The sequence below is a fragment of the Brevundimonas sp. genome (assembly GCF_041648115.1).
Classification (GTDB): Bacteria; Pseudomonadota; Alphaproteobacteria; order Caulobacterales; family Caulobacteraceae; genus Brevundimonas.
Window position 1 is genome coordinate 17164 of the sequence record NZ_JBAZPR010000002.1, and the last position, 23392, is coordinate 40555.

The window sequence follows — 23392 nt, forward strand, 5'->3', positions numbered from 1 at the left end:
AGGCGAATCCCGTCGCTCAAATTCTACGGTCCCTATGTTCGCGGCATGCTGTGCGAGGCGAGCATATCTTGTAGGCGCGGGGAGGGGCCGTTGCGGCGCGTCCCCGGTCACAAACGCCGCCGGCTCGGTTTGATCGTGGAGAGAGACGTCAGCACGACGAACCCCAGCATGGCATCAGGCATTTGCGTCGGATTACTGAGGGTCTATGCGCTCCAGGAATTCAACCACAGCACTGAGAAAGGCGTCGTTGCGATCACCCGCCACCATGTGTGAAGCCCCGGCGACATCGGTGAACTGGGCGTTCGGAAGCTGGTCGACGAAGGATTCCGCCGCTTCTAAGGATACCAGCTCACTGAGGCGACCGCGGATAAGATGGACCGGCAGTTTCAACCCAGGCAGCCGAGCCCGGAATGCCTCCGCGTCATGCAAGGACTTCCCGCTCTGCATACCGGCGACGACGCCGGGATCCCAATGCCAGCGGTATCGGCCGTCGGCGCCCTTCCTGAGGTTCTTGGCCAACCCGGATTGATCTGAAGGTCTCGGGCGGTGGGGCAGATAGGCAGCAATAATGTCGGCCGCTTCGTCAAGACTTCCGAAACCTTCCGTTACATTGGCGCTCATGAACTCGATCACCCTGGCGGCTCCGTCCAGGTCCATGCCGGGAACGATATCCACCAATGTGATCGAGTTGAAACTTCCAGGCGCGAGTTCCGCCTCCGCGTACAGTCCGGCGAGACCGCCCAGCGACGCCCCGATCAAGGCCGGACGGTCACCCATCGTCTTCGCAACCTCCACAAGGTCGGCCGCGAACCGCTCGATCGCGTAGCTGCCCGTCGTCGACCAAGCACTGTCGCCGTGGCCGCGAAGATCGAGCGCCACCACTTGCCAACCTCGATCCGCAAGCACCGTCGCCGTCTTGGCCCAGGAATGTCGGGTCTGGCCCCCGCCGTGCGCCATCAGGATCGATCCGCGTCCGGGCCGACCATAGCGGTCGGCCGCCAAATCTAGACCGTCGGTGGTCCTGAACGCTGCTCTGGCCGGTTCTTTCATTCGGAAGTCTCAATCTTTGGTTCGGAGTTTCGCTTCGTTTCTGAACCGGCCGCAGGATCAGCCCAGGCGTTGGAAACCGGCGGAACTCTGCACCACCCCCTCAAATCGCCGGTTTCGATCACGCGCCTGGCCCATCCCTTAGGGGTGGAACCTTGGGTTCCAAGGCGTCCACCCACTGGTTCAAATAGGCTTCGAACAACGCTTTCGACGCTCCCAAATGAACGTCAGCGTGCATGCCTCGCATCAACCATTGGCTCAACATGAATGTCCGACCGACAGACAACTCACCGGCGGGGCCGCCAAACCCGGCGGAATCAGCGGGATGAAAATCCTGCACCATCCGATAAAAGCCTGTCCAAAGACGGGTGAGGATCTCCGCGAGTTCCGGAGCCCTGCGGCTGGCGTGGCTGAGTTCCGCCAAAACAACGCCTTCACGCGCGAGGAAGATGTCTTTCCAGAGCGCCAGTGAAAACTGCCTGATCGGATCAGGGTCTCTCTGAACTCGCTTCCAGATCTCGAGCATCTTCTGGGACACGTCAGCGACGAGAGACGCCGTCGCAGCCTCGACCAGGGCGGCTTTCGATGTGAAGTGATGCAAGGGAGCCCCGCGTGAGACCCCTGCCACGGCCACGACCCGGCCGATCGTTAGTTCGCCATAGCCATGCTCGTGAAGCGTCTCGAGCGTCGCCTCGATCAGCCGCCGTTTCATCGCGGCGGATCGCTCGGTCTGGGTTCGGGGGTGAGGTCGACCGTCATGTGCGAGATGTGTCATGGCCTCTCACGTTTCGGCTGGATTGCACAAGGAACCAAAGGTCACGGGCCAGACTAGAGCGCCCGGGAGATCAGCTCTCGCATGATGTCATTGGTGCCCCCGTAGATCTGGTGGGCGCGGTTGTCGACGAACGCCCGCGACACAGGATACTCCCACATGAACCCGTAACCGCCATGCATCTGAACACACTGGTCTATGACGCGGCTGCACATCTCTGACACCCACATCTTGGCCGCCGCAGCCGCCATCGGCGTCAGGGTCCCGGCGATCTCCGCCTTAAGACATTCGTCTACGAAGGTGCGGCCGACGCCGAGTTCGGTCTGCATGTCCGCCATTCGGTGGCGCATGGTCTGGAAGGCGGCGACCGGACGCCCAAAGGCGGTACGGGACTTCACATAGTCGCGAGCGATGTCGAAGGCGACTTCTGCGCTCGCCTGCGCCTGGATTGCGATCATCAGGCGCTCCCAGGCGAGTTGCTGCATCAGCATCAGGAAGCCGGCGCCTTCGCTGCCCAGCAGGTTCTCCTTGGGAACCCGGACATCCTCGAAGAAAAGTTCAGCCGTGTCCTGGGCTCGCATACCCATCTTTTTGAGCGGTTTTCCCTTGGTGAACCCAGGCGTACCCGCTTCCACGAGCATCAAACTGGTGTCCGCGCTCCCCTTGCCGGTTTCTCCGGTCTTGGCGACGACGATCACGAGGTCAGCGAGAAATCCGTTGGTGATGAAGATCTTTGATCCATTGAGGACGTAGTGGTCGCCGGCGTCGCGGGCTCGGGTCCGAATATTTTGGAGGTCCGATCCCGTTCCGGGTTCGGTCATGGCAATCGCGCCGATGAGCTCTCCAGACGCCATTCTGGGCAGATACCTCTCCTTTTGGGCCTGGCTGCCATAGTGCTTAAGGTACGGCGCGACGATTTCGGAGTGGAGCGAAAAGCCTGGCCCGCTGGCGCCCACGCGCGCCTGCTCCTCCATAACTATAGTCGCGAAGAGGCGGTCCGCGCCGAGCCCTCCGAAGGCCTCAGGCATCGTCACACACAGCATCCCGGCCGCACCCGCCTTGTTCCATAGGTCTCGGTCGACATGCCCCTGAGCCTCCCAGGCTTCCCAGTGCGGGTAGACCTCAGCCTCGAAAAAGTTTCGCACGCCCCGGCGGTAGTCGTCGTGTTCCGACCCGAAGACGGTGCGATTGAGCAGGGGAGTGGTCTCCGGCGGAGCCATGAAGATCGGCCTAGCGTCCTTGGACATCGTCATCGCTCCGCATACCAAGCGTCACGTGCCTGGGAAAAGTTACATGTTGGACGTACAGTATGTTGTCTGGCATGATCAGCCTGTCAAGGTGAGATGACGGTCTTCGACCGCAGCGGTTTCGATAACGATTTGGAGTCCAGCCCGATGAATCCGGCTTCGACCTATGACAGGCATCGCCCATTGGCAGGATTCAACGTCATCTCCCTGGCCCAGAATCTGCCCGGGCCGGTCGCGTTGTCGATGCTCGTCGCGGACGGCGTGACTGCGACGAAGATAGAACCGCCTTCGGGCGATCTGCTTCACCTTGCATGCCCTCCCTGGTACGAAGACCTGCATCGGGGAGTCGAGGTCTACGCCCTGGATTTGCGTGAACCGTCACAAATGGCCTCGCTCCGCACCATACTGGCGCAGTCAGACCTGCTCATCACCAGCCAGAGACCCTCTGCCCTGTCGCGCCTGGGAATTACAGCGCCGTCGCTGATGGAGATCAACAGCCGGCTTTGCTGGGTCGAGATTGTGGGCGACACCCGGGCGCCGGAAGTGCCGGGTCATGATCTGACCTACCAGATGGACGCAGGCCTGGTCGCTCCCCCGTCGATGCCTCTTACCCTTATCGCTGATCTCGGGGGGGCAGCGGAAGCGGCGCGCGCTGGGTTGGCGCTGCTGCTCGGTCGGGAACGTGGATCGCAGGGTCGCCATCGCACCGTCGGCCTGAAGCAGGCCGCACTCGCGTTCGCAGCGCCGGTCGGCTATGGCCTGACCCGGAGCGGGGGAGCCTTATCGGGTGCGTTTCCGGGCTACGGAATCCACCCATTGAAAAATGGCTGGGCGGCGGTTGCAGCGATCGAGCCCAAATTCGCCGCTCGCTTGATGGAGATCACCGCGGGGGATCCGGAAGGATTTTTATCAGATCTTTCGGTGTCCGAAGTTGATGAGATAGCCAAGATCAACGACCTGCCGATCAGCACAGTGTTCGGTTCTGAAGAGACTTCCTAGCTCGGGATTGACGGGCATAAGAGTATGAGGCCGGCTCGAAAATGACGGGCGGCCCGCACAAACTCACCACAGAAACGATCGAGCATTACAGCACTGAGGCCCGTTTCGGCAAAGGCGTTCAATAGTCCCCTTGCCGTCCCATCGCGCTCTGCGATGTTGGACCACATCGCCTCGCGGCCTCCCGAGGTCCGGCCATCCATCACTCGCCCGTCGACGTCGTGGACACGCCCTGGGTCCAGCAGGCTGGTCGGAATGGAGAGACGCGATGTGTCGCGCGACGACCTCGGCTTGGCCAGCTGTGCGAAAGGATAATGGCTTCAAACGCACGGATACCAAAACCTTCCCACGTCCGCCTTCCGGCGTTGATGAGTTTGTCGACGAGATCCACGCCCGTGGGGACAGTCCTAGGCTCCGGTCCTGTCGCTCTGACCTGCCCTGAAGCAGTCAGCCGCGGGATGGTTCGCTTGGGCGTCGCGCCTGTCTGTGATTGACCCGCTCTCGGTCGCTCTTCCCTAGCTACAGGACCCGCGGCTGCAGACCGGCTTGACGACTATCGCGGCGATCAAATCCCGATTTCGCCTACAGCTCGGTCATCTGACTGACGTGAACTCGTGGGGATGTGGAGCCCATCAGGCGCCCAGGCTTGTAATACACGGTCGAAGCCTAGCGAATAATGGAACGCTTTGGTACCAGCGACGTTTTCAGGACGTTCACAAGTGGACATCCTTCCTTCCAAGCCGGCACGGTCTATGACCGTGCCGGTCCTTCCCGGCGATGACAGACGAGCACAGGGCTCCAGACACTTAAGCCATGTTCGCTGCGGCCGGAATCTTGAAGAAGGCCGTCAGTTGCTCGGCACGACGGTCGTTGTTCAATCGATGTGGCCGGTTAGCATCGTCGCTACCAGAACGTCCGACTAGGAAGCCCAGGAAGTTCAGAGCCCGGCGCTGCGACTTGCATTATGAAGTCGCCGGATTGCCCCACGCTTTGGGACAGCACTCTTCGGCCGCTGCCTTGCTGCACGATCATCGAGGCTTGAGCAGGCTGGGGTTCTTTCCTTTGGGGGCCGAGCCGACCGGGATCGCGCTCTAAGGAAATCGGTACGTCATGACCAGACCTGCGGTATCGATACCTTGGTTGCGCCCGTCGCCCAGGATTTGTCCGTGCGAAAGATGGACCCACTGGAGACCGATCCTCGTGTCTTCCGAGGCCTTCCAATCAAGGCTGAGGGCGGACCGGAAGAGATCCCGTGAGCCCAGCAGAAGCCGTGATTGCGCCTCGACAGGATTGATCGTGTCCACGACCCCGTCATGCAACGCATAACCGAACTGGATCTCGCCGCTGAACCGCTCGGACAGGTCGCGACGCCACGCCAGGCCGACCGCCGCGAAATTCGTATCGCCGTCGCTGTTCACCGAGCCGCTCACATAGACCCTTGGACGGCCGACAGTCGCCAGGGCCGCGATGGGCCGGCTCAACAGCGCCACTTCGAGGTTGAGGCCGCTTTCGCGATCGCCCGCGCCCAGATGGAGGACGTCGTGCTGCATGACGGCGACGCGGATCTGCCGACCGTCATCTTGGGCATTGGCGACGCCGGCAAGGGACGGAAAAGACAGGCCGATGGCCGCCGCTGAGATCAGCGGACGGAGATTTTTACTAGAGGGCATCGAATGTCTCGTTGGCGTCAGGGGTTCTGAGGACCGGGTTGCCCGCCGGATCCGCCACCCGGTGGGGAGGGGGGCTCCACCAGGCCGACATTCAATGGCGCCCAGCCATCGCCGGCCGCTGCGCGCCGACGGCCCTCCTCGAAGAGCGCCGTCATCGAATCCTGGTCGAAATCGAGCGCGGAAGCGTCGACCTCTGGCGGAATCGCCGCCACGTTCACGCGCATTCCGTTGCGGCGAGCGAACGCGCCCTGGGCCGCAAGACTGGTTCGCAGAAGAGACTGGGTCATGCTCTGGTAAGACCGGACGAAGACGGACGGCAGACTGCCCTTGGTCTGACGATAGTCCTGCCCGAGCTTTCCGTTTATGATGACGTAGAGTTCGCTGCCGCTCCATCCGGGAAGGGCTTCGCCACTCAGGATCATCCCTTCCGGAACGCCGAGAAACGGGGTGTTGACCCCGCCATCGACATGCATCTCCTGCCGAACGGTCCCCGCCTCGGTCACTCCGGCGATCAAGACCGGGGGGAAGACGCCCGGAATACTGGCCGATGCGAGAAGCACCTGACGGAACAACCGCAGGGCGTTTTCATCGCCGCCCTCGGCCAGAAGGCCCATGTCCCAGATCACCGTCTCGCCGGAATCGAGGTTCGTCGTGGCGACAAAGAGCCTCCTCCCCTTTTTGTTTTCCAGGGCGATTTGCGCCAGCAAAGCCGGCGTTACGTGCTCTTCGACAAGCGCTTCAAGCGTTCGCGGACTGAAGAGACCTGGCGACAGAAAAGCAGCGAAGCTGCGCCAGCTTAAGAGACCCTCGGTCTGTCCTTCGGAATAGGCTGCCGCGAGTTCATCGTCCCAGTCAGGACCGAGGAAGGCGTAGGGCGCTGCCAGGGCTCCTGTGCTCACGCCTGTGACGATATCGAAGTCCGGGCGATCGCCGTGCTGAGTCCACCCGGCCACGATGCCCGCCCCATAGGCACCGTTTGCACCCCCTCCAGACAAGGCGAGAATCGACCGGCGGCGGTCACTGCCGGCGAGCCGATTGCGAAAATCCTCTGCAATCCGCTCCAGCCGGCCTTGATCGCTCGGTGCGATCCTGGGGTCCTGGGTCGCGACGAGGCCCCGCTCCAACTCGTGGAGCGACATCTCGGGCGCGCGATCCACCGTCGCACACGCACTGAAGGCCAGGCCGCAGGCTGCGATCAGCGCGATACGAACTCTCTGCATAAGTACTTTCTAGCGATGAGGGTAATACGCCGTAGCGTTACCCCGCAGGAACTCGCCCGTGCGTGTTGAGTTCCCTACAGTGTGCGAATGACCTCTGATCTCTCACATTTTGACGAGCCGACGGAGCGTGATCCGAAAATTGGTCGTCCGAGCCTTCGAGAAGCCGACATCATCGACGTCGATCTGCTGGCCACCACCTGGCGACTCTTTGTAGATCAAGGTTATTCCAGAACCACAATCGAGGCGGTCGCGCGACACGCGCGCATGAGCAAGCGCACGATCTATCAAAGATACAGTTCCAAGGATCAGCTCGTGGAAGCGGCGATCCGCGATGCTCTGGAGCGCTGGAGAAGCCACGTCCGGGCATCTCTGACGAATACGACGTCCCGCTCCGAGGACTGGCTGGGAGAGTTCGTTCGCCGCTGCCTTGAGATCCTGGTCTCGCCGGAAGGAAGCGCCCTCATGGGCTTTCTGCTCACGGAAGACGAGACCTTCCGCACCATCAGAGAAACTGTGTCGGCTTCAGTTCGCCAAAGCGTCGATGTTTTCTCGGTGCTTCTGGCGCAGCGGACGCCGGGCCTATCCGAGAAAATGGCCGAGGACCTCTCTCTGGCGGTTCTCGACCTGCTGATCGGTTTCGCGACCCGTCTCAACGCTCTGCAGCCTCATGAAGCCATGGATGAAATTCGCACGCGAGGGTCGCGATTCACGGCGGTTATTCGCACCCTGGTGGATAGGCAATGCGCACAAACCCCAGCTTAAAGCGACGGTCGACCGACGACGTCGGCATGCCGGGCGTCACGGAGTCTCCGACAGTCCGCGTCCGCAAGTCTTGCTCAAGCGCGAACCCGGCTTCGGCTCCACGCCGGCATCACGCGCGTTCGACGGGGTTAAAGCGCCTCGTGGAGAATCAAGATCGGGGCCCGGGCGCCGATAAAGACAATCGCTGTGCCGGAAGACCGTTGCGGTACAGTGGCAGCCCAAGGTTAACCGGCTTTATGGCGACCAAAACACCAATGACAGATGGAGACGTCCGGACCGTGCGTCGGGCCCTTTCCGCCCGATCTTTGAGGTCTTCAGGAGTCCAGAGGCCGCAGCTTGTCACCCCCGAGCCGGCGGACTTCGTCCAGTTGGTTCTGGGCCGACAGGCTGGCGGCCTGGGCATGAGCCTTTAGGTGTGGATCGTCGGTGTGAAGAGAAAAGGTGGTATGCAGCAGAGAAGAGTCGAGCAGTACGGTGATCTGCTGCGCCAACCACAGGCGATCCCGCTCCTGCGGAGCGGCGGCTTCGAGATCGGCGACATAGGCGGCATGTCTGGCCGAGAGGCGGGTGGGGGCCGCTGTCCCGCCGACATCCGCGAGCAGGTTTGACTGGGTCGCCAGCAGCTGGACATGTTGCGCCTCCAGGCTGTTGGCCAAAGCCTTCATCTCGGGGGCCGCGGATCGGGCCTTGATCGCCCTTGCCGCTGCGACAAGATACAGGTCGTCATAGCAGGCGGCGACAAGGTATCCCTCAGGCGTATTGACGTCGTTGATCTCCGGGGCTCCGCTGGCCGCCATTGGCGTCTCAAGCGCAACAGCGTCGACCGGTTCCGGATCCTCACTTTGTGGTCCGCAGGCCGCGACGGCCAGCATCGCGCAAGCCATCAGGATCGTGATTTTCCACACAGGGAAACTCCCACAAAGCGCCTTCAAGACAAAGGCCAAAATGGAACGACCGGGTACCCTAAAGAGTTTCGTCAATGCCCCCGTTTGGGCGTCCTTCCCATTCGCAGTGCGGTCTTTGGCCGCGCTGCGTCGTTCTTCCGCTCGTCTGATTGAGGATCGTCATGCTGCGACAATACACAGCGCTCCGCCGTCTGTCCGGCGCGGAACAGCACAGCCGCCGGGTTCAGCAATCGATTCAGGCGGGGTTGGTGCGCCGATCGTTCCTCAAGGGCGTCGGCTTGCAAAGAAGCTGCCGTCCGCCCGCCGCGCCGCTAGGCGTTCGCCCCCTGCGCTAGGCTCGTGTCAACCCGCCAGTCGTTTGGGGCGCCTGGCCGAAGGCGGTGCTGTTTCCTCTGGTCCGCATCCATACAGTTCCAGAAATCGGTCGGCCGCGGTGCGGGCCTCTTTCGACGCGTCGCCGATCTCGGCGGCGTCGAACAAGCCGGCGAGCATTCGCACTTGGGTCCCCGCCACTGTCAGGGCGCGGAACTCGGCGGCGGCCTCGTCCGGATCCGGGCATTTCAGGCGCCCTGCTTGCATCTCCCGCACGAGAAAGTCTCTGAGGCTCGACGAGCACTCTTGCGAGATTTCAGCGCAGATCGCATTCGCCCGAGTGATGTCTTCAGGCAAAACCCGTTCCATGGCTCGAAGCGCACGGTGGTACCGAACGGTGCGCATTTGCCTCAAGGCGGATTCTGCATAGGCGGCCAAGGCGGTTCGAGTGTCCGGTTGGCCCGGGACCTGCTCAAACGGTTCCAGAAGCGCCGCCCGGCACGAGTCGAGAACCGCAAGCTTCAGGCCCTGCGCCCCACCGAACTGATTGTACACGGTCTGGCGCGATACGCCGGCCCTGCTGGCGATCGCGGCCAGGGACGGCCTCGCGCTAACCGCAACATCAATCGCCGCCTCAAGAATGGCGTTCTGCTTGTCCCGGTCGATCGCTCCGCGGTGTCGACTCATCTTCCATCCCGTCGATCAGCCGACCTCGCGAGGGCCCAGGCGCTCCAAGAGATCGCGCTCGCATGCCAAAGGCGTGGCCACATCCGAGCACCAAGTTGACGCTCCGCGTCCGCCTCCGTCAACTCAAGCTTTTGAGTGTCTTGAACGCCAGCGAGCCGCCGAGAGAGGGCCATGTATGCCGGTCAGTCCTCCCGTCCTTCGTCGGAGCGGTGGCAGGCGCGGTCAGCAGTGACGTGCTGCTTAGAGGGTTGGCCGCAAAACGACTGGTCGCCTTCTCCTGCCTTGCCTTGCCTTAGCCGCGATCAGCAGCGGCTTTAGTCTTATTGTGCGCTTGACCCCGCTGCTTCTGGCAGCAGCAGGCGTGGTCTGGGCGCTCCACTTTTCGCCTTTCAACGACACGGGGCAGCTGAGATCGCCTCAGTGGGTCGTCGACCGGCCTTGGCCATGCAGAGGCCGGCGTTCGGCGGAATGGCCACCGATGCGTGGCCCTGGGTCCTCGTTGCTGAGGCCGAGGGTCTTTGGGCCGCGCACTGCGGGGCAGCGGCAGTCCTGCTGATCTGCCCGCTGCTGGGACGGCGCACGCTGGGTGGGTCACGACCTCTGTGTACGTACCTCGCAGCCCGGCTTAATGAGCCGGAAGACCGTCCCGGCCACTCCCCGCTGCTCGCCCTCGCAGCTTGGCAAACCATGCCCGCGTTAACCGCCATGAATTTGCCGCCATCAGGCGCGCAAGTCTTCAGGTGGAGAATGTTCCAGGAGTTTCAAATGATCGGCAGCGTCTCGGTAAAATTGGGACGGAGGGTGTATTCCGCCACCCTGGAATACGACAGCCTTATCGGCCGCGGGTTGAGGGGTGTTCGGCGCCGGCTTGAGACCCAGCCCGGTTCTCCTTTTGGCGAGGTTCCGGCTTTTGCAATTGCCCAGACGATCGAGGACGTGACCGTTGAGGTCGATGCCCCTGGGTATGCCATCGGAGATATGGTCCTGGAGGTCACTCCCACTCGTTTGCGTCTGCGTGCGGCCGGCCGTCACGGGCGGCCCGGGACCATTGGGCGTCCGTTCGATCTGAGCGTCGATCTCCCGGAGCCGGTCGATCCCGACGAGGTGACGGCGACCCTCGAAGACGGCGTTCTGACCGCGAGAATGGTTAAGGCCGCGTGGGTGCGCGGGGAAGCAAGACGTGTCCCCGTGCGCGAAGCCTCAATCCCGCCGGAACAGGCGACTCACGAAAGCGGCCAAGCCCACGCCTGAGAGGGTGACGATGGCGATCCGGCCGATCGCGGCGGCCTGATCGTCCTTCGCGACGATGACGACGGCTGCAGCGACGATGAGGGCCGCGACCACGATCCCGAGCGACAGGGTATCGCTCGCCCGTCTGACCGCTCGCGGCAACTGGGCCAAGTCTGAGCTTGAGACCTGGATGACAATGCCGTCACGGCTGATGCGGCCGATGCCGCGCCGGATCGCCTCTGGCCCGATGGCGAGGATCTGATCTAGTTCCTTGAACGTCCGGAAGGCGCGGTTGGCGAGCGCTTTCGGCGCAAACCGAGACGCGAAGGCCCCGAGAACCACTGGCGCGATAGCGGCAACGACATCGAGGTCGGGATCGAGCGTCCTGGCCAAGCCTTCGGCGATGCCCAGAGCGCGCATGAGCACCAGCAGGTCCGGCGGCAAGGTCAGTGCGTTGTCTCGGGCGATGGAAATGAATTCGCTGATCGCCTCCGCAAGCCGGATTGGTCGCCGGGAATCGGCGGCGTAACGCAAGAAGAATCGCTCGACACCTTGTTCGAGCCCGGTCGGCGGGGGGCCCGAGCGGCCAGCCCATTCCATCAGCACATCAGAAACCGCCGCGACGTCGGCATCCACCAGGGAGCCGAGGACCACGAGGACCTGCTCTCGCCTTTTCGCCGAGAGCCGCCCGACGGAGCCGAAGTCCAACAACGCAAGGCGACCGTCCGGAGTCACCAGAATATTTCCTGGATGAGGGTCCGCGTGGAACACCCCGTCCAGCAGGATCATGCCCAGCAGCCCCCTCGCCGCATCGGGCGCCAGGGCGCGCGCCAAGGCAGGCTCTTCGTTGCGGAACGCGGCGTTAGGACTGCGGCCACGGATGCGGGCGCTGACCATGGTCCTTTCCGTGGTAAATCGCTCATGAACGAGCGGCACATGGAAGACGCTTGCGCGTCTGCGGACCTCCGTTTGATTGCGAGCCTCGATCCGAAAATCGATCTCCTCGAGAAGGGCTTCGCTGAGCTCCGTTACGACACGCACAGGCTGATGTCGACGCAGGCCCGGCGCGCGACGCTCGATGACGCGGGCAGCGGCCAAGAGTAGCCGCAGATCAGCGCGCATGACCGCCTCGATCCCCGGTCTGCGAACCTTGAGGACAACGTCTTCACCGGTCATGAGCCGCGCAGCGTAGACCTGCGCGATGGACGCAGCCGCAATTGGCGTCGTCGAAAATTCGGCGAAAAGCTCTTCCGGCGGCGCGCCCAGATCGATCGTCAGCTGTTCGCGCAAATGGTCGAAGGGCACTGGAGCCACGTCGTCGTGAAGCCGGCCGAGCCGCTCGGTCAGCTCTGGCGGAAGCAGATCGGACCGTGTCGCCATGATCTGGCCTAGCTTCACGAATGTGGGGCCGAGGGCCTCAAGAGCCGCAACGAAGGCCCCGTATGCCGAGCCCTCGTTCGCCTCGTCGGAAGCCGCGCCCCGGAGCAGACCCAGCCGCACCAAAACAGGCCGCGCGGCTGTAGGGGCTAAGGTGTGGATCACCTTGGCAAGACGACGATAGTCGTTGGGCGAAAGGGTCAAGGGTAACATAGAGCCTCGATGCTTGGTCGTCCCCGGGGGCGCAAGACCCTGGGCGCGAACCTGTGGGCCCCTCACGGGTCATCTCTGGCGGCCCATGTGGAGGATCAGTTTGTTGACTAGCTACATGATCGGCGGGCTGAGCGCTCTCATGATTGTGGCGGGCGTTGCGGGCCTGACTTTCGCCATCAGACGCCTTCGAGATTAGATAGCCGATGACTAGGCATCCCGCGATATCGCCATGTGATTACATCGGGATATCGAGGAGGTGGTGCGAACCGGCTACTGCAGCGTCGGTGGCGGGAAGGCGCGTCTAAGCCTCCAGGTCGGCCCTCGGCCGCACATCTCCAACGAAGACTTTCCCCTAAGCGACAGGCCCGTCCCGGTGAGTTTTTGCACAGCCTGCCCCGCAACGCCCCCCGTTCCTGCCGCAGCGGCGAGGCTGGCGAAAGGCGTAAGGCTCCGCCGAAACGAGAGGGAGAGGGCCGCGGCTGTCGCCGTGACGGGTTTTGAAGGTCGAGAGAGGAGCTCCCCCCGGCCCGTCGCGGAGACATGCGATGACACGCTCAGCTTCCAGGAGCCGCGCCCGGACCGATCGGGCCAACATCTACGACGAAATCACCAGCCGAATCATCGGCGAGCCGGAGGCCGGCCGCCTGCCCTGGGTCCAGCCCTGGGGCTCCAGCGCCGTGGCCGCGCCACTCGCCATGCCCAGGAACGCCGCCACGGGCCGCGGCATTCGGGAATCACCGTCCTGATCCTGTGGGGCGCGGTCGTCCAGCACGGGTATGCGACGCAAGGCTGGCTCACCTTCCTTCAGGCGCTCAGCCTCGGCGGTAATGTGCTCAAGGGCGAACACGGGACCACCGTCGTCTATGCCGCTCGTTTCATTCCCGACGACGAGCGCCGGCGCGCGCGTGAAACCGGCGACGAGGCGGCCGCCATCCCGTTCCTCAAGCGCTTCACCGTCTTCAACATCGCCCAATGCGAGGGCCTGCCCGAAGAGCTCGCGGCCCCGCCGCCGCCGGTCCCGGAAGGGCTGATCCTTCCCGAGGCCGAGGCCCTGCTGCGGGCCAGCGGCGCCGATCTGCGCCTGGGCGGCGACAAGGCCTTCTATGTCCCGGGTCCGGACTACATCCAGATCCCTCGCCCAGAGGCCTATTTCAAGCCGATCAACTGGCACCGGACGGCCTTGCACGAGCTCGGTCACTGGTCGGGTCACCCCAGCCGGCTGGCCCGCGACCTGAGCGGAGGGTTCGGCGAGATCGAGACCGCGCTCGAAGCCTTCGACAACCGTCCGCCGGTGTTCGATTCCGATGATGTCGCCCGCGCCGGCGCCTTCGTCAGCCTTGCTGGCTCTGGCGATCTGAAAATCGAACGCGGCTATGTGCGTCCCGAAGACGAGGCCATGGCCGAACCCGAGCCTGTGGATGGCGAGCACGAGGGCGGCGCAGCCCCCTCCGCTTCCGAAGGCGGCGTGCAGCGCGCCATGATCACCTTAGGGAGCGCCGCGCAGCCGTCTCCTGAGGCGGACGAGGAGGAGGACGCGATCAAGCCGCTTCCCGAGCGGCTGATGACCGAACTCACCGCGCACCGGACGCTGGCGCTGCGCGATGCCGTCGGCGGGGATCCCGACACCGCCTATCTCGCCGTGCTCCACGCCCTGGCGCTGAAGACCTTCTTTCGTTTCAGCACCGCCACCTGCCTGGAGCTGGAGGTCAAGCGTTCGACCTTCGGCCATCAGGCCCCGGATCTGAACGAGACGGCCTCCGCCAAGGTGATCGTCGAACGTCACGCGCGCTGGGCCGAGCAGCTTCCCAAGGAGCCCGGTGCGCTTTGGCAGACCCTGGTCGGGTTTGACACCGACAGCCGGCAAGCCCTGTTCGCCCACCGCGTCGGGCTCAGCGTCAACGCCGTCCACCAGTCCTGGAACCAGGGCGAACGCATGGCCCACGCCGATGCGCTCGCCCGCGCCGTCGATCTCGACATGGTCGCGGCGGGCTGGACGCCGACCGCCGAGGCCTATCTGGGCCGAGTGACGAAACCCCGGATCCTGGAAGCCCACTCGATTACTCAAGTGCTCGTAACATGCTATTATGAATACCATTTTCAGAGCCCAACCGACTGCGCGACCGGCGAGAAAACCCAACAAGCCTAAGGATCTTGAAATACAACAAGATTTTCGGCGTATGAAATTCTTGTGATGTCGGTATCTTTTTCAGCCTATCTCATCATTCGATATCGATATTCGATACACCATGCCGGTCGACGGTAATATGGACCGCTCTAGATTGCGGTGACCATTTAGCTATTTGAGCCATAGCATGATGGCGGCGAGGGTTACGAAGCCCATGAAGGTGGAAGCCAGCTTGTCGTATCGGGTGGCGATGCGGCGGAAGTGCTTGATGCGGCTGAAGAAGCGCTCGACGCGGTTGCGCTCCTTGTAGAGGGCCTTGTCGTAGGCGTGCTGTCGCTTGCGGTGGCGGCGAGGCGGCACGACGGGATCGCCGTCCTGGTCGATGATCTTCCGATAGAGCCGATCGGCGTCGTAGGCCTTGTCGGCGAGGACGTAGTCTGCGGCGATGCCGTCGATCAGGTCGCAGGCCGGGGCCATGTCGTTCTGCGGGCCCGGCCCGAGCAGGATGCGGATCGGCAGGCCCAGCGCGTCTACGCAGACGTGGATCTTGGTTCCGAAGCCGCCACGAGACCGGCCAAGCGCCTGGGCGTCCGGTCCCCCCTTTTTCGCCGCGCCCCGGCGGCCTGGGCATGAGCCCGGATGACGGTGGCGTCCAGCATGACCCACTCCAGATCGGGCTCCGCCGCCGCCGCCTCGAACAGCCGGTTCAGCACTCCCATCTCGATCCAGCGATAATACCGCCGCTTGGCCGTCTGATAGGGCCCGAACCGCTCCGGCAGATCACGCCACCGACCCCCCGACCGCGCCATCCACAACAAGGCGTCCACGAACAGACGACCGTTGCTGCGCGGGCCCCGCTTGCCCTTGCGACCACCCGGCACGAACGGCTCGATCCGCGCCCACTGATCGTCCCGAAGCACTTCGCCTTCCATCAACGCCTCCAAAGAGAAGCGTTGAATCAGAACAGCGTCAGTCAGGGAATCCTAAATCGTCACTACGACCTAACGTCTTTCGGTGAAAGCATCGTAGGCGAACGTATCACGGTATCCGCGGCATCCGCCATTGACCTCCGCCGTTTCGACCGGCCTCCAGTCGGGCGCGGGGCGGAACATCCCGGGTCAACGACGCCATCGGAGCCAACGTCACCTTGTTCCGCGCGGACGATCCGGCCTGCCGACGCCTGAAACAGCGGGTGGACACCGCCCTGGAGGACGCGGGGGCGCAGATGAAATCGGGCTGGGCGAGCGCGCGGGTAAACCAGGCGACAGGCGTTTCGCCGACCGGGAGTGCTCGATTTTACCTCTCACAGGCTGGCGACTGGTAAAAAGGGCTGGGGGATCTCCGAGCGATGGTTGGGCGAGAGCGGCCTGCGAGCCTGTTCACGAGGCCCTTTGGCGCCGACCGGCCCCACATGGGTGTATGTGAATGCTTCAACAGTTGCAGAGAACGACATGTCCAGTCATGACCACAGTTCCGTCGCAGGCCACGTCTGCTCCGCGGCGAAGACTTCGAGCGGCGCGGCCATGGTCAAGGATCCGGTCTGCGGTATGATGATCGATGCCGCGACCACGCGTCATCGCACTGCCCGTGACGGCGAGGACTACTTCTTCTGTTCCGCCGTGTGCCGGGACAAGTTCGTCGCCGACCCGGACCATTACCTGACTCCGGAGGTGGACGCCGAGCCCGTCGTTCAAGGCGCGATCTACACCTGCCCCATGCACCCGGAAATCCGACAGGAAGGGCCGGGATCATGTCCCATCTGCGGCATGACGCTCGAACCGGAAACCGTCACCGCCGAAGCCCCGCCCAACCAAGAACTGGTCGACTTCACCCGTCGCTTCCGGCTCGGACTGATCCTGACCTTGCCGGTCTTCGCCCTCGAGATGGGCGGGCATCTGACCAACCTGCACATACTGGTCCCGGGTGAGACGTCGAACTGGGTCCAGTTCGCGCTGGCGACGCCCGTGGTCCTGTGGTGCGGCCTGCCCTTCTTCCAGCGCGGCTGGGCGTCGCTGCGCACCCGCCGGCTGAACATGTTCACCCTGATTTCGATGGGGGTCGGCGCGGCCTGGCTCTACAGCGTGGTCGCCGTCCTGGCTCCGGGTCTGTTCCCGCCCGCCTTCCTCAAGGCCGACGGAAGCGCGCCCGTGTATTTTGAGGCGGCGGCGGTCATCACCGTGCTGGTGCTGGTCGGACAGATCCTGGAACTGCGAGTCCGGGAACAGACCTCGGGCGCCATCCGCGCCTTGCTGGACCTCACGCCCAAGACCGCGCGACGGGTCCGGAAGGATGGCGTCGACGAGGACGTTTCGCTGGACCAGGTCATGGCGGGGGATTCCCTCAGGGTGCGTCCCGGGGAGAAAATTCCCGTTGACGGCGAACTGCTGGAGGGCCGCGTGGCCGTCGATGAATCGATGGTGACCGGTGAATCGATGCCGGTGACGAAGGATGTCGGGGACCGCGTCGTCGCCGGCTCCCTGAACACGACCGGCTCTTTCATCATGCGCGCCGACAAGGTCGGGACCGACACCCTGCTGTCGCAGATCGTCCAGATGGTCGCTCAGGCCCAGCGCAGCCGCGCGCCGATCCAGCGGCTGGCCGACACGGTCTCCGGCTGGTTCGTCCCGACGGTGATCGCGATCGCCCTGCTCGCCGCCGTCGTCTGGGGCCTGGTCGGTCCGGAGCCTCGACTGTCCTACGCCCTGGTCGCGGGGGTTTCGGTCCTCATCATCGCCTGTCCCTGTGCGCTGGGCCTGGCGACCCCGATCTCGATCATGGTGGGGGTGGGTCGAGGCGCGCACGCTGGCGTCCTGATCAAGAACGCCGAAGCACTCGAGCGCCTCGAGAAGGTCGATACCCTTGTTCTCGACAAGACCGGCACCCTGACCGAGGGGCGTCCGTCCGTCACGGCGGTCCTGGCCGCCGGGGGTTTCAACGAGGAGGATGTCCTGCGTCTCTCGGCCAGCCTCGAGCGCGGTAGCGAACATCCCCTGGCTGACGCGATCGTCCGGGCCGCCAAGGATCGCAATCTCACCCTGTCAGGGGCTGAGGATTTCGACAGCCCGGTCGGTCGGGGCGTGCGCGGGACGATCGAGGGACACCCGGTCGCCTTGGGCAACACACGCTATCTCGGAGAGCTTTCAATCGATGTCTCCGGCCTGGAGTCGAACGCCGAAGCGCTCCGCAAGGACGGCGCCACCGCCATCTTCGTCGCCATCGACGGACTGGCGGCCGGCGTCCTTGGCATTGCCGACCCGATCAAGGCGACCACCCCGGCCGCGATCCTCGCTCTCAAGGCGGCGGGCCTGCGGCTGGTCATGATGACCGGGGACAACCGGACGACGGCCGAAGCCGTGGCGCGACGCCTCGGCATAGACGAGGTCCAGGCAGAGGTCCTGCCTCAGGACAAGGCGTCGGTGGTCCAGCAGCTGCGGTCGCAAGGGCGGATCGTCGCCATGGCGGGGGATGGCGTCAACGACGCCCCGGCGCTCGCCGCCGCCGATGTGGGCGTCGCCATGGGAGCGGGCTCGGACGTCGCGATCGAGAGCGCCCGCGTGACCCTGCTGGGCGGCGATCTGCAGGGCATCGTCCGCGCGCGGCGTCTGTCGCGGGCCGTGATGGGCAATATCCGCCAGAACCTCGTATTCGCTTTCGGCTATAACGCGCTTGGCGTCCCGGTGGCGGCCGGCCTGCTGTACCCCGTGTTCGGCTGGCTCCTGTCGCCCGCCCTGGCGGCGCTCGCCATGGCGCTCTCCTCGGTCAGCGTCATCGGCAATGCGCTGAGGCTGCGGGGGGTGAAACTCTAGGCCGGCGAGGGAAAGCGGCGTGGGCCACGTATTTCTGAGATATCGGCGCCCGTCTCGCCGGCCAGCGCCGCCTGCCTCGCGCGCCGGCCGCCGGCTCGCCCGCCGGGTCCATGCCCTGGTCACGCGGCGCGGACGCGGACCAGCCTGTCAGGGCGCGCGCGAACTTGGTGACATCGGCCTGGGTGTAGCCCCCCGTCCGCGCCGACCCAATGGAGCTCCAACACCTCCCGCGCCAGGTTCTCGTTCAGCCCGACCTCGCGGCGCAGACCCGCCGGGCTGTTCGGCCCAATGGACTGGGCCTGGTCGAGCTAAAGCAGCATGGCGGGGTGCTGCTCGGCGGCGACGGTCAGATCTTCGAACCGCCCGAACAAGTTCGGCTGGATGGCCTCACGTTCGTACTGGCCCATGAAGATCGCCGACTGGAACTTTGTCGCCGAGGCCGTGAAGACATTGGCCCAGAAGAGAGCCCACCGCTCGGCGAAGCCGGCCTCCCCGGTCGCGCCCAACGGCCCGGCCAAGGAATTCCTGCGCCGTGTCGCGGGTCCAGGCGCGCCGGCTATCGCGTCGCGCGACGAACCGGTCTTTGGCCGCGGGATCGTCCATGGCGGCGCCCTCACCGGGCGCCGGGTGCGCGCAACTCTCCGGGCGGACCTGACGAGCATCGGCCGCCTCCCGCTGATAGGCTTGCACCTGCCGCATCCGCTCGTCCGAGGTCGTGAAGCCGCCGGGAGGGTTGGGCGCCTTTGGGGTCGGATCTGCGCCTCCAGCCAGCCGCGCGGATCGGAGGCGACGGCGGCGAGGTCGCCGGGTCGGGCGCCGAGGCCGAACCGAGTGACGGCGACGGCGGCGTCCAGAGCTCTGTCTCTGCGCATGGGCCTGTCCCTTTCGATCGTCGGGAATGAAACGCCCGACGGAGTGGATTCCGTCGTTCGGCGCCGACGTGTGGATCGGTGCCCAGCCCTCCGGATCGCACCGGGGAGTCGTAACCTCGGCATGAGCGACGTCGGCCAGACCCCGGGGATGGCGCGACCTCGAGTTCCTGCCCATTGCGGGCGGACTCCCATCAATACGCCGGCCCCTTTCGAGGGCCGAAAGCCACTTTTACTGTAAATATCCGATTTTATCTGCGACCATCAATGCTTGAACTCTGTTTTTAACTTTCAATTTGGAGAACAGATTGCGGACGTGCCATTTAACAGTATCTTCACTTATACGATGCTTGATTGCGATATCACGATTCGATAGTCCTTCTTTTATCCTTTGAAGGATGGCCAGTTCTTTTCTCGTGAGCGCAACGAAACTCGCGCTATTCAGCGGCGGGACGCGGTTGTTCCCGAGAACAGGGTCTCGACGCCCCAATCCCTCCTCACTGGAAATAAGATTCAACAGCGGCGTTGAGATGGATCCAAGAGCTTCCAGATGCCAACGTTCGTCGAGGAGCGTGCGATAACACCCAAGGCGCGAAGCAATGTCGATCGCGTCGGCGACGCGCTGTTCCGAGAGCGCCGTTCTTCCTAGTCCAGCGCAAGAGACGGCGGCGCAGAGCAACGCCGCGACCTCCATTCGACCAAGGTCAAATCGGCGTGCATGGTCCAGAGCGATATTTGCCAAACGGTTGGCAAGGTGAAATTTCCCCTGTTTTGCCGCAATGCGAGATTCAGTCAGAGATTGCCGAGCGCGGAGATACGGTCCTTGAGTGGTGAGAAAGACAGGGTGACTGAAGTTCGGTAAAATAGAGACAGCTCGCTCCGCGCTCTCTACAATGAACATGTCCGCGAGCGTCAATCTCGCTAGAATTTCTAGCCGGGAGAATCCGTACTCTCCAGCTATAACGCGCATCTCCTGGAGCAGCTCGATAGCACGTTGTGAATTGCCATTTCGCCGGGAAATTGCCGCAGCGGTACGATAGGCGGAAAATGTAAAATCGACAATTCCGTGACGTCTTACAAATTCGAGAACCTCATCAACGCGCGCCTCCAGTCCGTCAAGTTGATCGGCCTCGTAGTTGATCTCAAGTTCTAACGTGTTCAAAAGATTTACAGAAAATGGAGTCATATTGATTTTGGCATTCTCATCGTCACGAGCCTTCTGAAGTAATTCAGCACCTTCGTGCATGTTCCCCCTGGAAATCTCAGCAAGAGTCATAGCCGCGTAGAGCCAGCCCAGCGCGTAGCGGTGATCAGCAATGTTGTTTACTGATGATGCTTCCAGAAACAACGTCCGCAAATCATCAAAACGGTGTTCGCTGGACGCAAGAAAGCAAAGACATGTGAGCACAGCACCTTTGCTGACCAGATCCGCCCCGTCATAGGCTTTGATCCAGGCCTCGCATTGACGTCGACTTTCCGACAGATTATCGGCGGTCGCTGCGCCGATAGCCGCGACGAGATCGCACCAGCACTCAATCTGTTTTCGTATTTCTTGATCAGAACCGCCGAGGTCCGCGGCGCGCAAATCCGCCAATAGCCCGTCTGCCCTCCCATTGTCGTGACTGAAAATCTGGGCCCAGGCCAGCCCCAGGGCAATCGTTGGCGAGCCCGAAATGACAGCAGCGGAAAAGCTGCCCTGCCAGAATTGGATTTGATCTATCTCGCCTTCCCGCAGCGCGATATCCATCATGTTTTCAGATGCGACATCAGCGGCCGATTCGTTCTCGCCCGCGCGTAAGGATAGGTTGATGCTTTCGCGGCTGTTGTTGTTTTGCCTTTGCCACTGGGCTGCGCGGGCGAGCAGAGTCGATTTAGAGCCGCGATGCTCTATCGCGAATCTGTGTTCCAAAAATTCACGAATCAGGGGGTGAAACTCATATGTCAGACGAGATCTGTCCGCTGCTGTCAAAATGAGTTGCTCGGTAGAGAGTTTATCAATATAGTAAGCCCCATCTTCCCTGCAGAACACATAATTGAAATACTCCTCTGATACACAACCAATGATAGATGCACAGAGACAGAACTTAACGACGTCGTCAGGAAATGAGTTGAGTATTGTGGTACGGAAATATTCATTGAGGTCGATATCCCTACCGGTTATTCTATCGGCAGAGAGATTCGCGGGCAGTGATCGCTTTTTTGATGCCGCTCGCATGAGGAGGCAGAAGATTTCGGGCCAGCCCTGGGTGCGGTTCCAGAGCAAGTGAATTTCAGCTTCCGAGATTGCCGGCTTTTCCCCGCTGCATAGCGATCTCGCCTCCTCGAGTGTGAAGGCAAGGGAGTCATGCCTCAACTGCCGCATACCTTGTCGAGCCTTCATTCGCGAAAATCCGATGTCCGCCGAGCTGGCCCCGATAAATTCCACTCCGCCGGGCGTCGCGAGCATGAAGGCCTCGATCTCATCTATCGCGTGCAGATCAAATTCGAGATCATCGAAACAGATAAGAACCTTCATTCCTGGTCGATCCCAGGTTTGCCAGAGCCAGGTGGCGAGATCATTGAGGTTGAGAGGACCTCCTTTCGGAGGCGGAAGCGGCGTGTCCTGCTGGGGAGCGGAGAGTTGCGCGCAGATGAGATCCGCAAGGCGTTGCAGATCGCCTTGGCACTCCCGGACCGAAACCCATGCCGCCGCAGTATAGGCTTTGCGATGATCTGCCCAATACTGAGCCATAGCGACAGTTTTCCCATAGCCGCGGGGCGCGCAAAGGAGATACCAGCGCGTCGGATTATCGACGTCGAAGATGCGAGGGCGCGACAGTGATCCGGAGGCCAGCGACGCTACTCGCGAACTGATAGGCCCTGTGCGTGGCTGCGGGCCTTGTTTGTTTCTCCGGCTGTTCGTCAGGCTGCGATCTCCTTCAAGGCGATGCCCGGGTCGCCCAGCTTGCCGGGGTCAACCGACTCGCGACTGGCGATCAGCTGTTTGCCGAAGATGAAATCTTGCGGCGAGTTGAGCGCCTCGACGCATTGGACCTGATCGCCCCTCAAATGGAAGACGGAGAACCTGGCGTTCGCCGGTTCGCCGCGCAGAAGGACGCGGTCGACGTCGAAGGGGTAGCCGGCGATCTGCAGCTTCAGATCGTACTGGTCGGACCACTGCCATGGCACCTCGCTAGGCGGCGGCGCCCGACCGACGATGGCGCTGGCGGCCTGTTTGGCCTGTTCGAGTGCGTTGGGTACGCTCTCCATGCGAAACATGCGATCATAGATTGGCATCGGCCGGCGCGTCACATCACCGATCGCGAAAATGGCCGGATCAGTGGTGCGGGCTTCCAGGTCGACGATGACGCCGCCGGCCGTGTCCAATCCTGCGTCCCGCGCGATCTCATCATTTGGGGCGGCGCCGATACCGATCAGGGCGGCGGTGCAGGCGATCGTGCCGCCCCCGTCGAGCTTGACGCTGGTTACGCGTCCATCGTGGCCCTCGAAACCCGACACCGCCGCTCCCAGTTCGAAACTAACGCCTCGCTCCCGGTGATAGTCGAGGAAGAATGCGGAAAGGTCCTTGCCGGCGACCCGCGCGAGCAGCCGCCTTTCGCGCTCGATAACTACCACCTCCGCGCCGAGGGCGCGCGCAGACGCGGCGACTTCCAGACCAACATAGCCGCCACCGATGACGGCCAACCGCTGACCCGCCTTGATGACCGCCCTCAGCCGTTCGGCGTCATCGGCCGTGCGCAACGCCAGCACCCCGGCCAGATCCGATCCCGGGACTGCCAGTTTGATCGGTCGGGCGCCCGTGGCGATGATGAGAAAGTCATAGGTCAGGACTTCGCCTGTCGAGAGATGAACCGCCTTGGTCAGACGCGTCAGCTTTTCCGCAAGAACACCAGGTCGGAAGTCAATGCCGTGTCCGGCGTAGAAATCGACCGGTTTCAAGGGAAGCCATGCACCTTCGAGACCGGTCCGGAGCCAGGCTTTGGAAAGGGGCGGGCGATGATAGGGCGCGATGGGCTCCTCACCCACCAGCGTTACGTCGCCGTCAAACCCAAACTGGCGAAGCAGGGCGGCGGCTGTTCCCCCGGCATGGCCCGCGCCAAGGATCACCACCTTCAAGTTCGATCGGCTCATAGAAGCCCTCCAAACCGCGCGCC

General features: G+C 63.0%; 17 protein-coding genes and 2 pseudogenes. 6 read left to right on the forward strand and 13 right to left on the reverse strand.

Going from position 1 to position 23392, the window contains the following annotated elements; translation table 11 throughout:
• Positions 1-192: 192 nt before the first annotated feature.
• The 3 genes from WC597_RS01645 to WC597_RS01655 all read right to left on the reverse strand — a co-directional run bounded on the left by WC597_RS01645 (position 193) and on the right by WC597_RS01655 (position 3066).
• Positions 193-1050 (reverse strand): alpha/beta fold hydrolase, encoded by an 858-nt coding sequence (locus WC597_RS01645; protein WP_040349824.1) that lies wholly within the window; start codon positions 1048-1050, stop codon positions 193-195.
• 118 nt (positions 1051-1168) lie between these two features.
• Complete coding sequence (locus WC597_RS01650; RefSeq protein ID WP_008259822.1) at positions 1169-1759, reverse strand: TetR/AcrR family transcriptional regulator; 591 nt, start codon at positions 1757-1759, stop codon at positions 1169-1171.
• A 116-nt stretch (positions 1760-1875) separates the two neighbouring features.
• Positions 1876-3066, reverse strand: coding sequence for an acyl-CoA dehydrogenase family protein (locus tag WC597_RS01655; protein WP_372691461.1), 1191 nt, complete (start codon positions 3064-3066; stop codon positions 1876-1878).
• A 96-nt stretch (positions 3067-3162) separates the two neighbouring features.
• Between WC597_RS01655 and WC597_RS01660 the strand changes: the two genes are divergently transcribed.
• On the forward strand, positions 3163-4065 hold the full coding sequence (locus WC597_RS01660; protein WP_008260488.1) for a CoA transferase: 903 nt from the start codon (positions 3163-3165) through the stop codon (positions 4063-4065).
• A 1088-nt stretch (positions 4066-5153) separates the two neighbouring features.
• Here the strand turns inward: WC597_RS01660 and WC597_RS01665 are convergent.
• Complete coding sequence (locus tag WC597_RS01665) at positions 5154-5732, reverse strand: hypothetical protein (RefSeq protein ID WP_372691462.1); 579 nt, start codon at positions 5730-5732, stop codon at positions 5154-5156.
• A 17-nt stretch (positions 5733-5749) separates the two neighbouring features.
• Positions 5750-6952 (reverse strand): patatin-like phospholipase family protein, encoded by a 1203-nt coding sequence (locus tag WC597_RS01670; protein ID WP_372691463.1) that lies wholly within the window; start codon positions 6950-6952, stop codon positions 5750-5752.
• Positions 6953-7039: 87 nt separating this feature from the next.
• Here WC597_RS01670 and WC597_RS01675 point away from each other — a divergent pair, with 87 nt between their 5' ends.
• Complete coding sequence (locus WC597_RS01675; protein WP_372691464.1) at positions 7040-7714, forward strand: TetR/AcrR family transcriptional regulator; 675 nt, start codon at positions 7040-7042, stop codon at positions 7712-7714.
• 314 nt (positions 7715-8028) lie between these two features.
• Here the strand turns inward: WC597_RS01675 and WC597_RS01680 are convergent, their stop codons facing one another.
• Positions 8029-8619, reverse strand: coding sequence for a DUF4142 domain-containing protein (locus WC597_RS01680; protein ID WP_372691465.1), 591 nt, complete (start codon positions 8617-8619; stop codon positions 8029-8031).
• Positions 8620-8961: 342 nt separating this feature from the next.
• Positions 8962-9618 (reverse strand): TetR/AcrR family transcriptional regulator, encoded by a 657-nt coding sequence (locus WC597_RS01685; RefSeq protein ID WP_372691466.1) that lies wholly within the window; start codon positions 9616-9618, stop codon positions 8962-8964.
• Positions 9619-10383: 765 nt separating this feature from the next.
• On the opposite strand from WC597_RS01685, the gene WC597_RS01690 reads away from it, so the two are divergent.
• The gene (locus WC597_RS01690) at positions 10384-10869 is read left to right on the forward strand and encodes an Hsp20/alpha crystallin family protein (RefSeq protein WP_372691467.1); all 486 of its coding nucleotides are present in this window, start codon (positions 10384-10386) and stop codon (positions 10867-10869) included.
• Here the strand turns inward: WC597_RS01690 and WC597_RS01695 are convergent.
• Positions 10819-12438 carry an ABC1 kinase family protein gene (locus tag WC597_RS01695; RefSeq protein WP_372691468.1) on the reverse strand — a complete coding sequence of 540 codons (1620 nt, stop codon included), beginning with the start codon at positions 12436-12438 and terminating at the stop codon, positions 10819-10821. The genes WC597_RS01690 and WC597_RS01695 overlap by 51 nt on opposite strands.
• Positions 12439-12983: 545 nt before the next feature.
• Here WC597_RS01695 and WC597_RS01700 point away from each other — a divergent pair.
• Positions 12984-13339: pseudogene (locus tag WC597_RS01700) on the forward strand (ArdC-like ssDNA-binding domain-containing protein); the annotation flags it as partial.
• A gap of 180 nt (positions 13340-13519) precedes the next feature.
• Complete coding sequence (locus tag WC597_RS01705) at positions 13520-14584, forward strand: zincin-like metallopeptidase domain-containing protein (RefSeq protein WP_372691727.1); 1065 nt, start codon at positions 13520-13522, stop codon at positions 14582-14584.
• Positions 14585-14734: 150 nt separating this feature from the next.
• Here the strand turns inward: WC597_RS01705 and WC597_RS01710 are convergent.
• Positions 14735-15495, reverse strand: a protein-coding gene (locus WC597_RS01710) for an IS5 family transposase (RefSeq protein WP_372691469.1) whose coding sequence is annotated in 2 segments (ribosomal slippage) — positions 14735-15171 and positions 15171-15495 — 762 coding nt in all. Because the reading frame shifts where the segments join, the coding sequence is not laid out codon by codon here.
• Between the two features lie 519 nt (positions 15496-16014).
• Between WC597_RS01710 and WC597_RS01715 the strand changes: the two genes are divergently transcribed.
• Entirely contained in the window at positions 16015-18369 is a 2355-nt protein-coding gene (locus WC597_RS01715) for a heavy metal translocating P-type ATPase (RefSeq protein ID WP_372691470.1), read from the forward strand.
• On the opposite strand, the gene WC597_RS01720 is transcribed toward WC597_RS01715, so the two are convergent.
• From WC597_RS01720 to WC597_RS01735, 4 genes and pseudogenes are all read right to left on the reverse strand, one after another.
• Entirely contained in the window at positions 18329-18580 is a 252-nt protein-coding gene (locus WC597_RS01720) for a DUF1800 family protein (protein ID WP_372691728.1), read from the reverse strand. The two genes, WC597_RS01715 and WC597_RS01720, sit on opposite strands and share 41 nt — an antisense overlap.
• Positions 18489-19433 (reverse strand): annotated as a pseudogene (locus tag WC597_RS01725) (DUF1800 family protein). Before WC597_RS01725 ends, WC597_RS01720 begins: the two are co-directional and overlap by 92 nt.
• Before the next feature lie 37 nt (positions 19434-19470).
• On the reverse strand, positions 19471-21969 hold the full coding sequence (locus WC597_RS01730) for a LuxR C-terminal-related transcriptional regulator (RefSeq protein WP_372691471.1): 2499 nt from the start codon (positions 21967-21969) through the stop codon (positions 19471-19473).
• 170 nt (positions 21970-22139) lie between these two features.
• Positions 22140-23369 (reverse strand): NAD(P)/FAD-dependent oxidoreductase, encoded by a 1230-nt coding sequence (locus WC597_RS01735; RefSeq protein WP_372691730.1) that lies wholly within the window; start codon positions 23367-23369, stop codon positions 22140-22142.
• Between the last annotated feature and the right edge of the window lie 23 nt (positions 23370-23392).

What these genes read in the sequence shown, in the direction of transcription:
- WC597_RS01730 (WP_372691471.1), bottom strand. Translation starts at nt 21,969, where the DNA reads ATGGCTCAGTATTGGGCAGATCATCGCAAAGCCTATACTGCGGCGGCA.
- WC597_RS01655 (WP_372691461.1), bottom strand. Translation starts at nt 3,066, where the DNA reads ATGTCCAAGGACGCTAGGCCGATCTTCATGGCTCCGCCGGAGACCACT.
- WC597_RS01685 (WP_372691466.1), bottom strand. Translation starts at nt 9,618, where the DNA reads ATGAGTCGACACCGCGGAGCGATCGACCGGGACAAGCAGAACGCCATT.
- WC597_RS01670 (WP_372691463.1), bottom strand. Translation starts at nt 6,952, where the DNA reads ATGCAGAGAGTTCGTATCGCGCTGATCGCAGCCTGCGGCCTGGCCTTC.
- WC597_RS01735 (WP_372691730.1), bottom strand. Translation starts at nt 23,369, where the DNA reads ATGAGCCGATCGAACTTGAAGGTGGTGATCCTTGGCGCGGGCCATGCC.
- WC597_RS01690 (WP_372691467.1), top strand. Translation starts at nt 10,384, where the DNA reads ATGATCGGCAGCGTCTCGGTAAAATTGGGACGGAGGGTGTATTCCGCC.
- WC597_RS01665 (WP_372691462.1), bottom strand. Translation starts at nt 5,732, where the DNA reads ATGCCCTCTAGTAAAAATCTCCGTCCGCTGATCTCAGCGGCGGCCATC.
- WC597_RS01675 (WP_372691464.1), top strand. Translation starts at nt 7,040, where the DNA reads ATGACCTCTGATCTCTCACATTTTGACGAGCCGACGGAGCGTGATCCG.
- WC597_RS01715 (WP_372691470.1), top strand. Translation starts at nt 16,015, where the DNA reads ATGTCCAGTCATGACCACAGTTCCGTCGCAGGCCACGTCTGCTCCGCG.
- WC597_RS01650 (WP_008259822.1), bottom strand. Translation starts at nt 1,759, where the DNA reads ATGAAACGGCGGCTGATCGAGGCGACGCTCGAGACGCTTCACGAGCAT.
- WC597_RS01660 (WP_008260488.1), top strand. Translation starts at nt 3,163, where the DNA reads ATGACGGTCTTCGACCGCAGCGGTTTCGATAACGATTTGGAGTCCAGC.
- WC597_RS01645 (WP_040349824.1), bottom strand. Translation starts at nt 1,050, where the DNA reads ATGAAAGAACCGGCCAGAGCAGCGTTCAGGACCACCGACGGTCTAGAT.
- WC597_RS01695 (WP_372691468.1), bottom strand. Translation starts at nt 12,438, where the DNA reads ATGTTACCCTTGACCCTTTCGCCCAACGACTATCGTCGTCTTGCCAAG.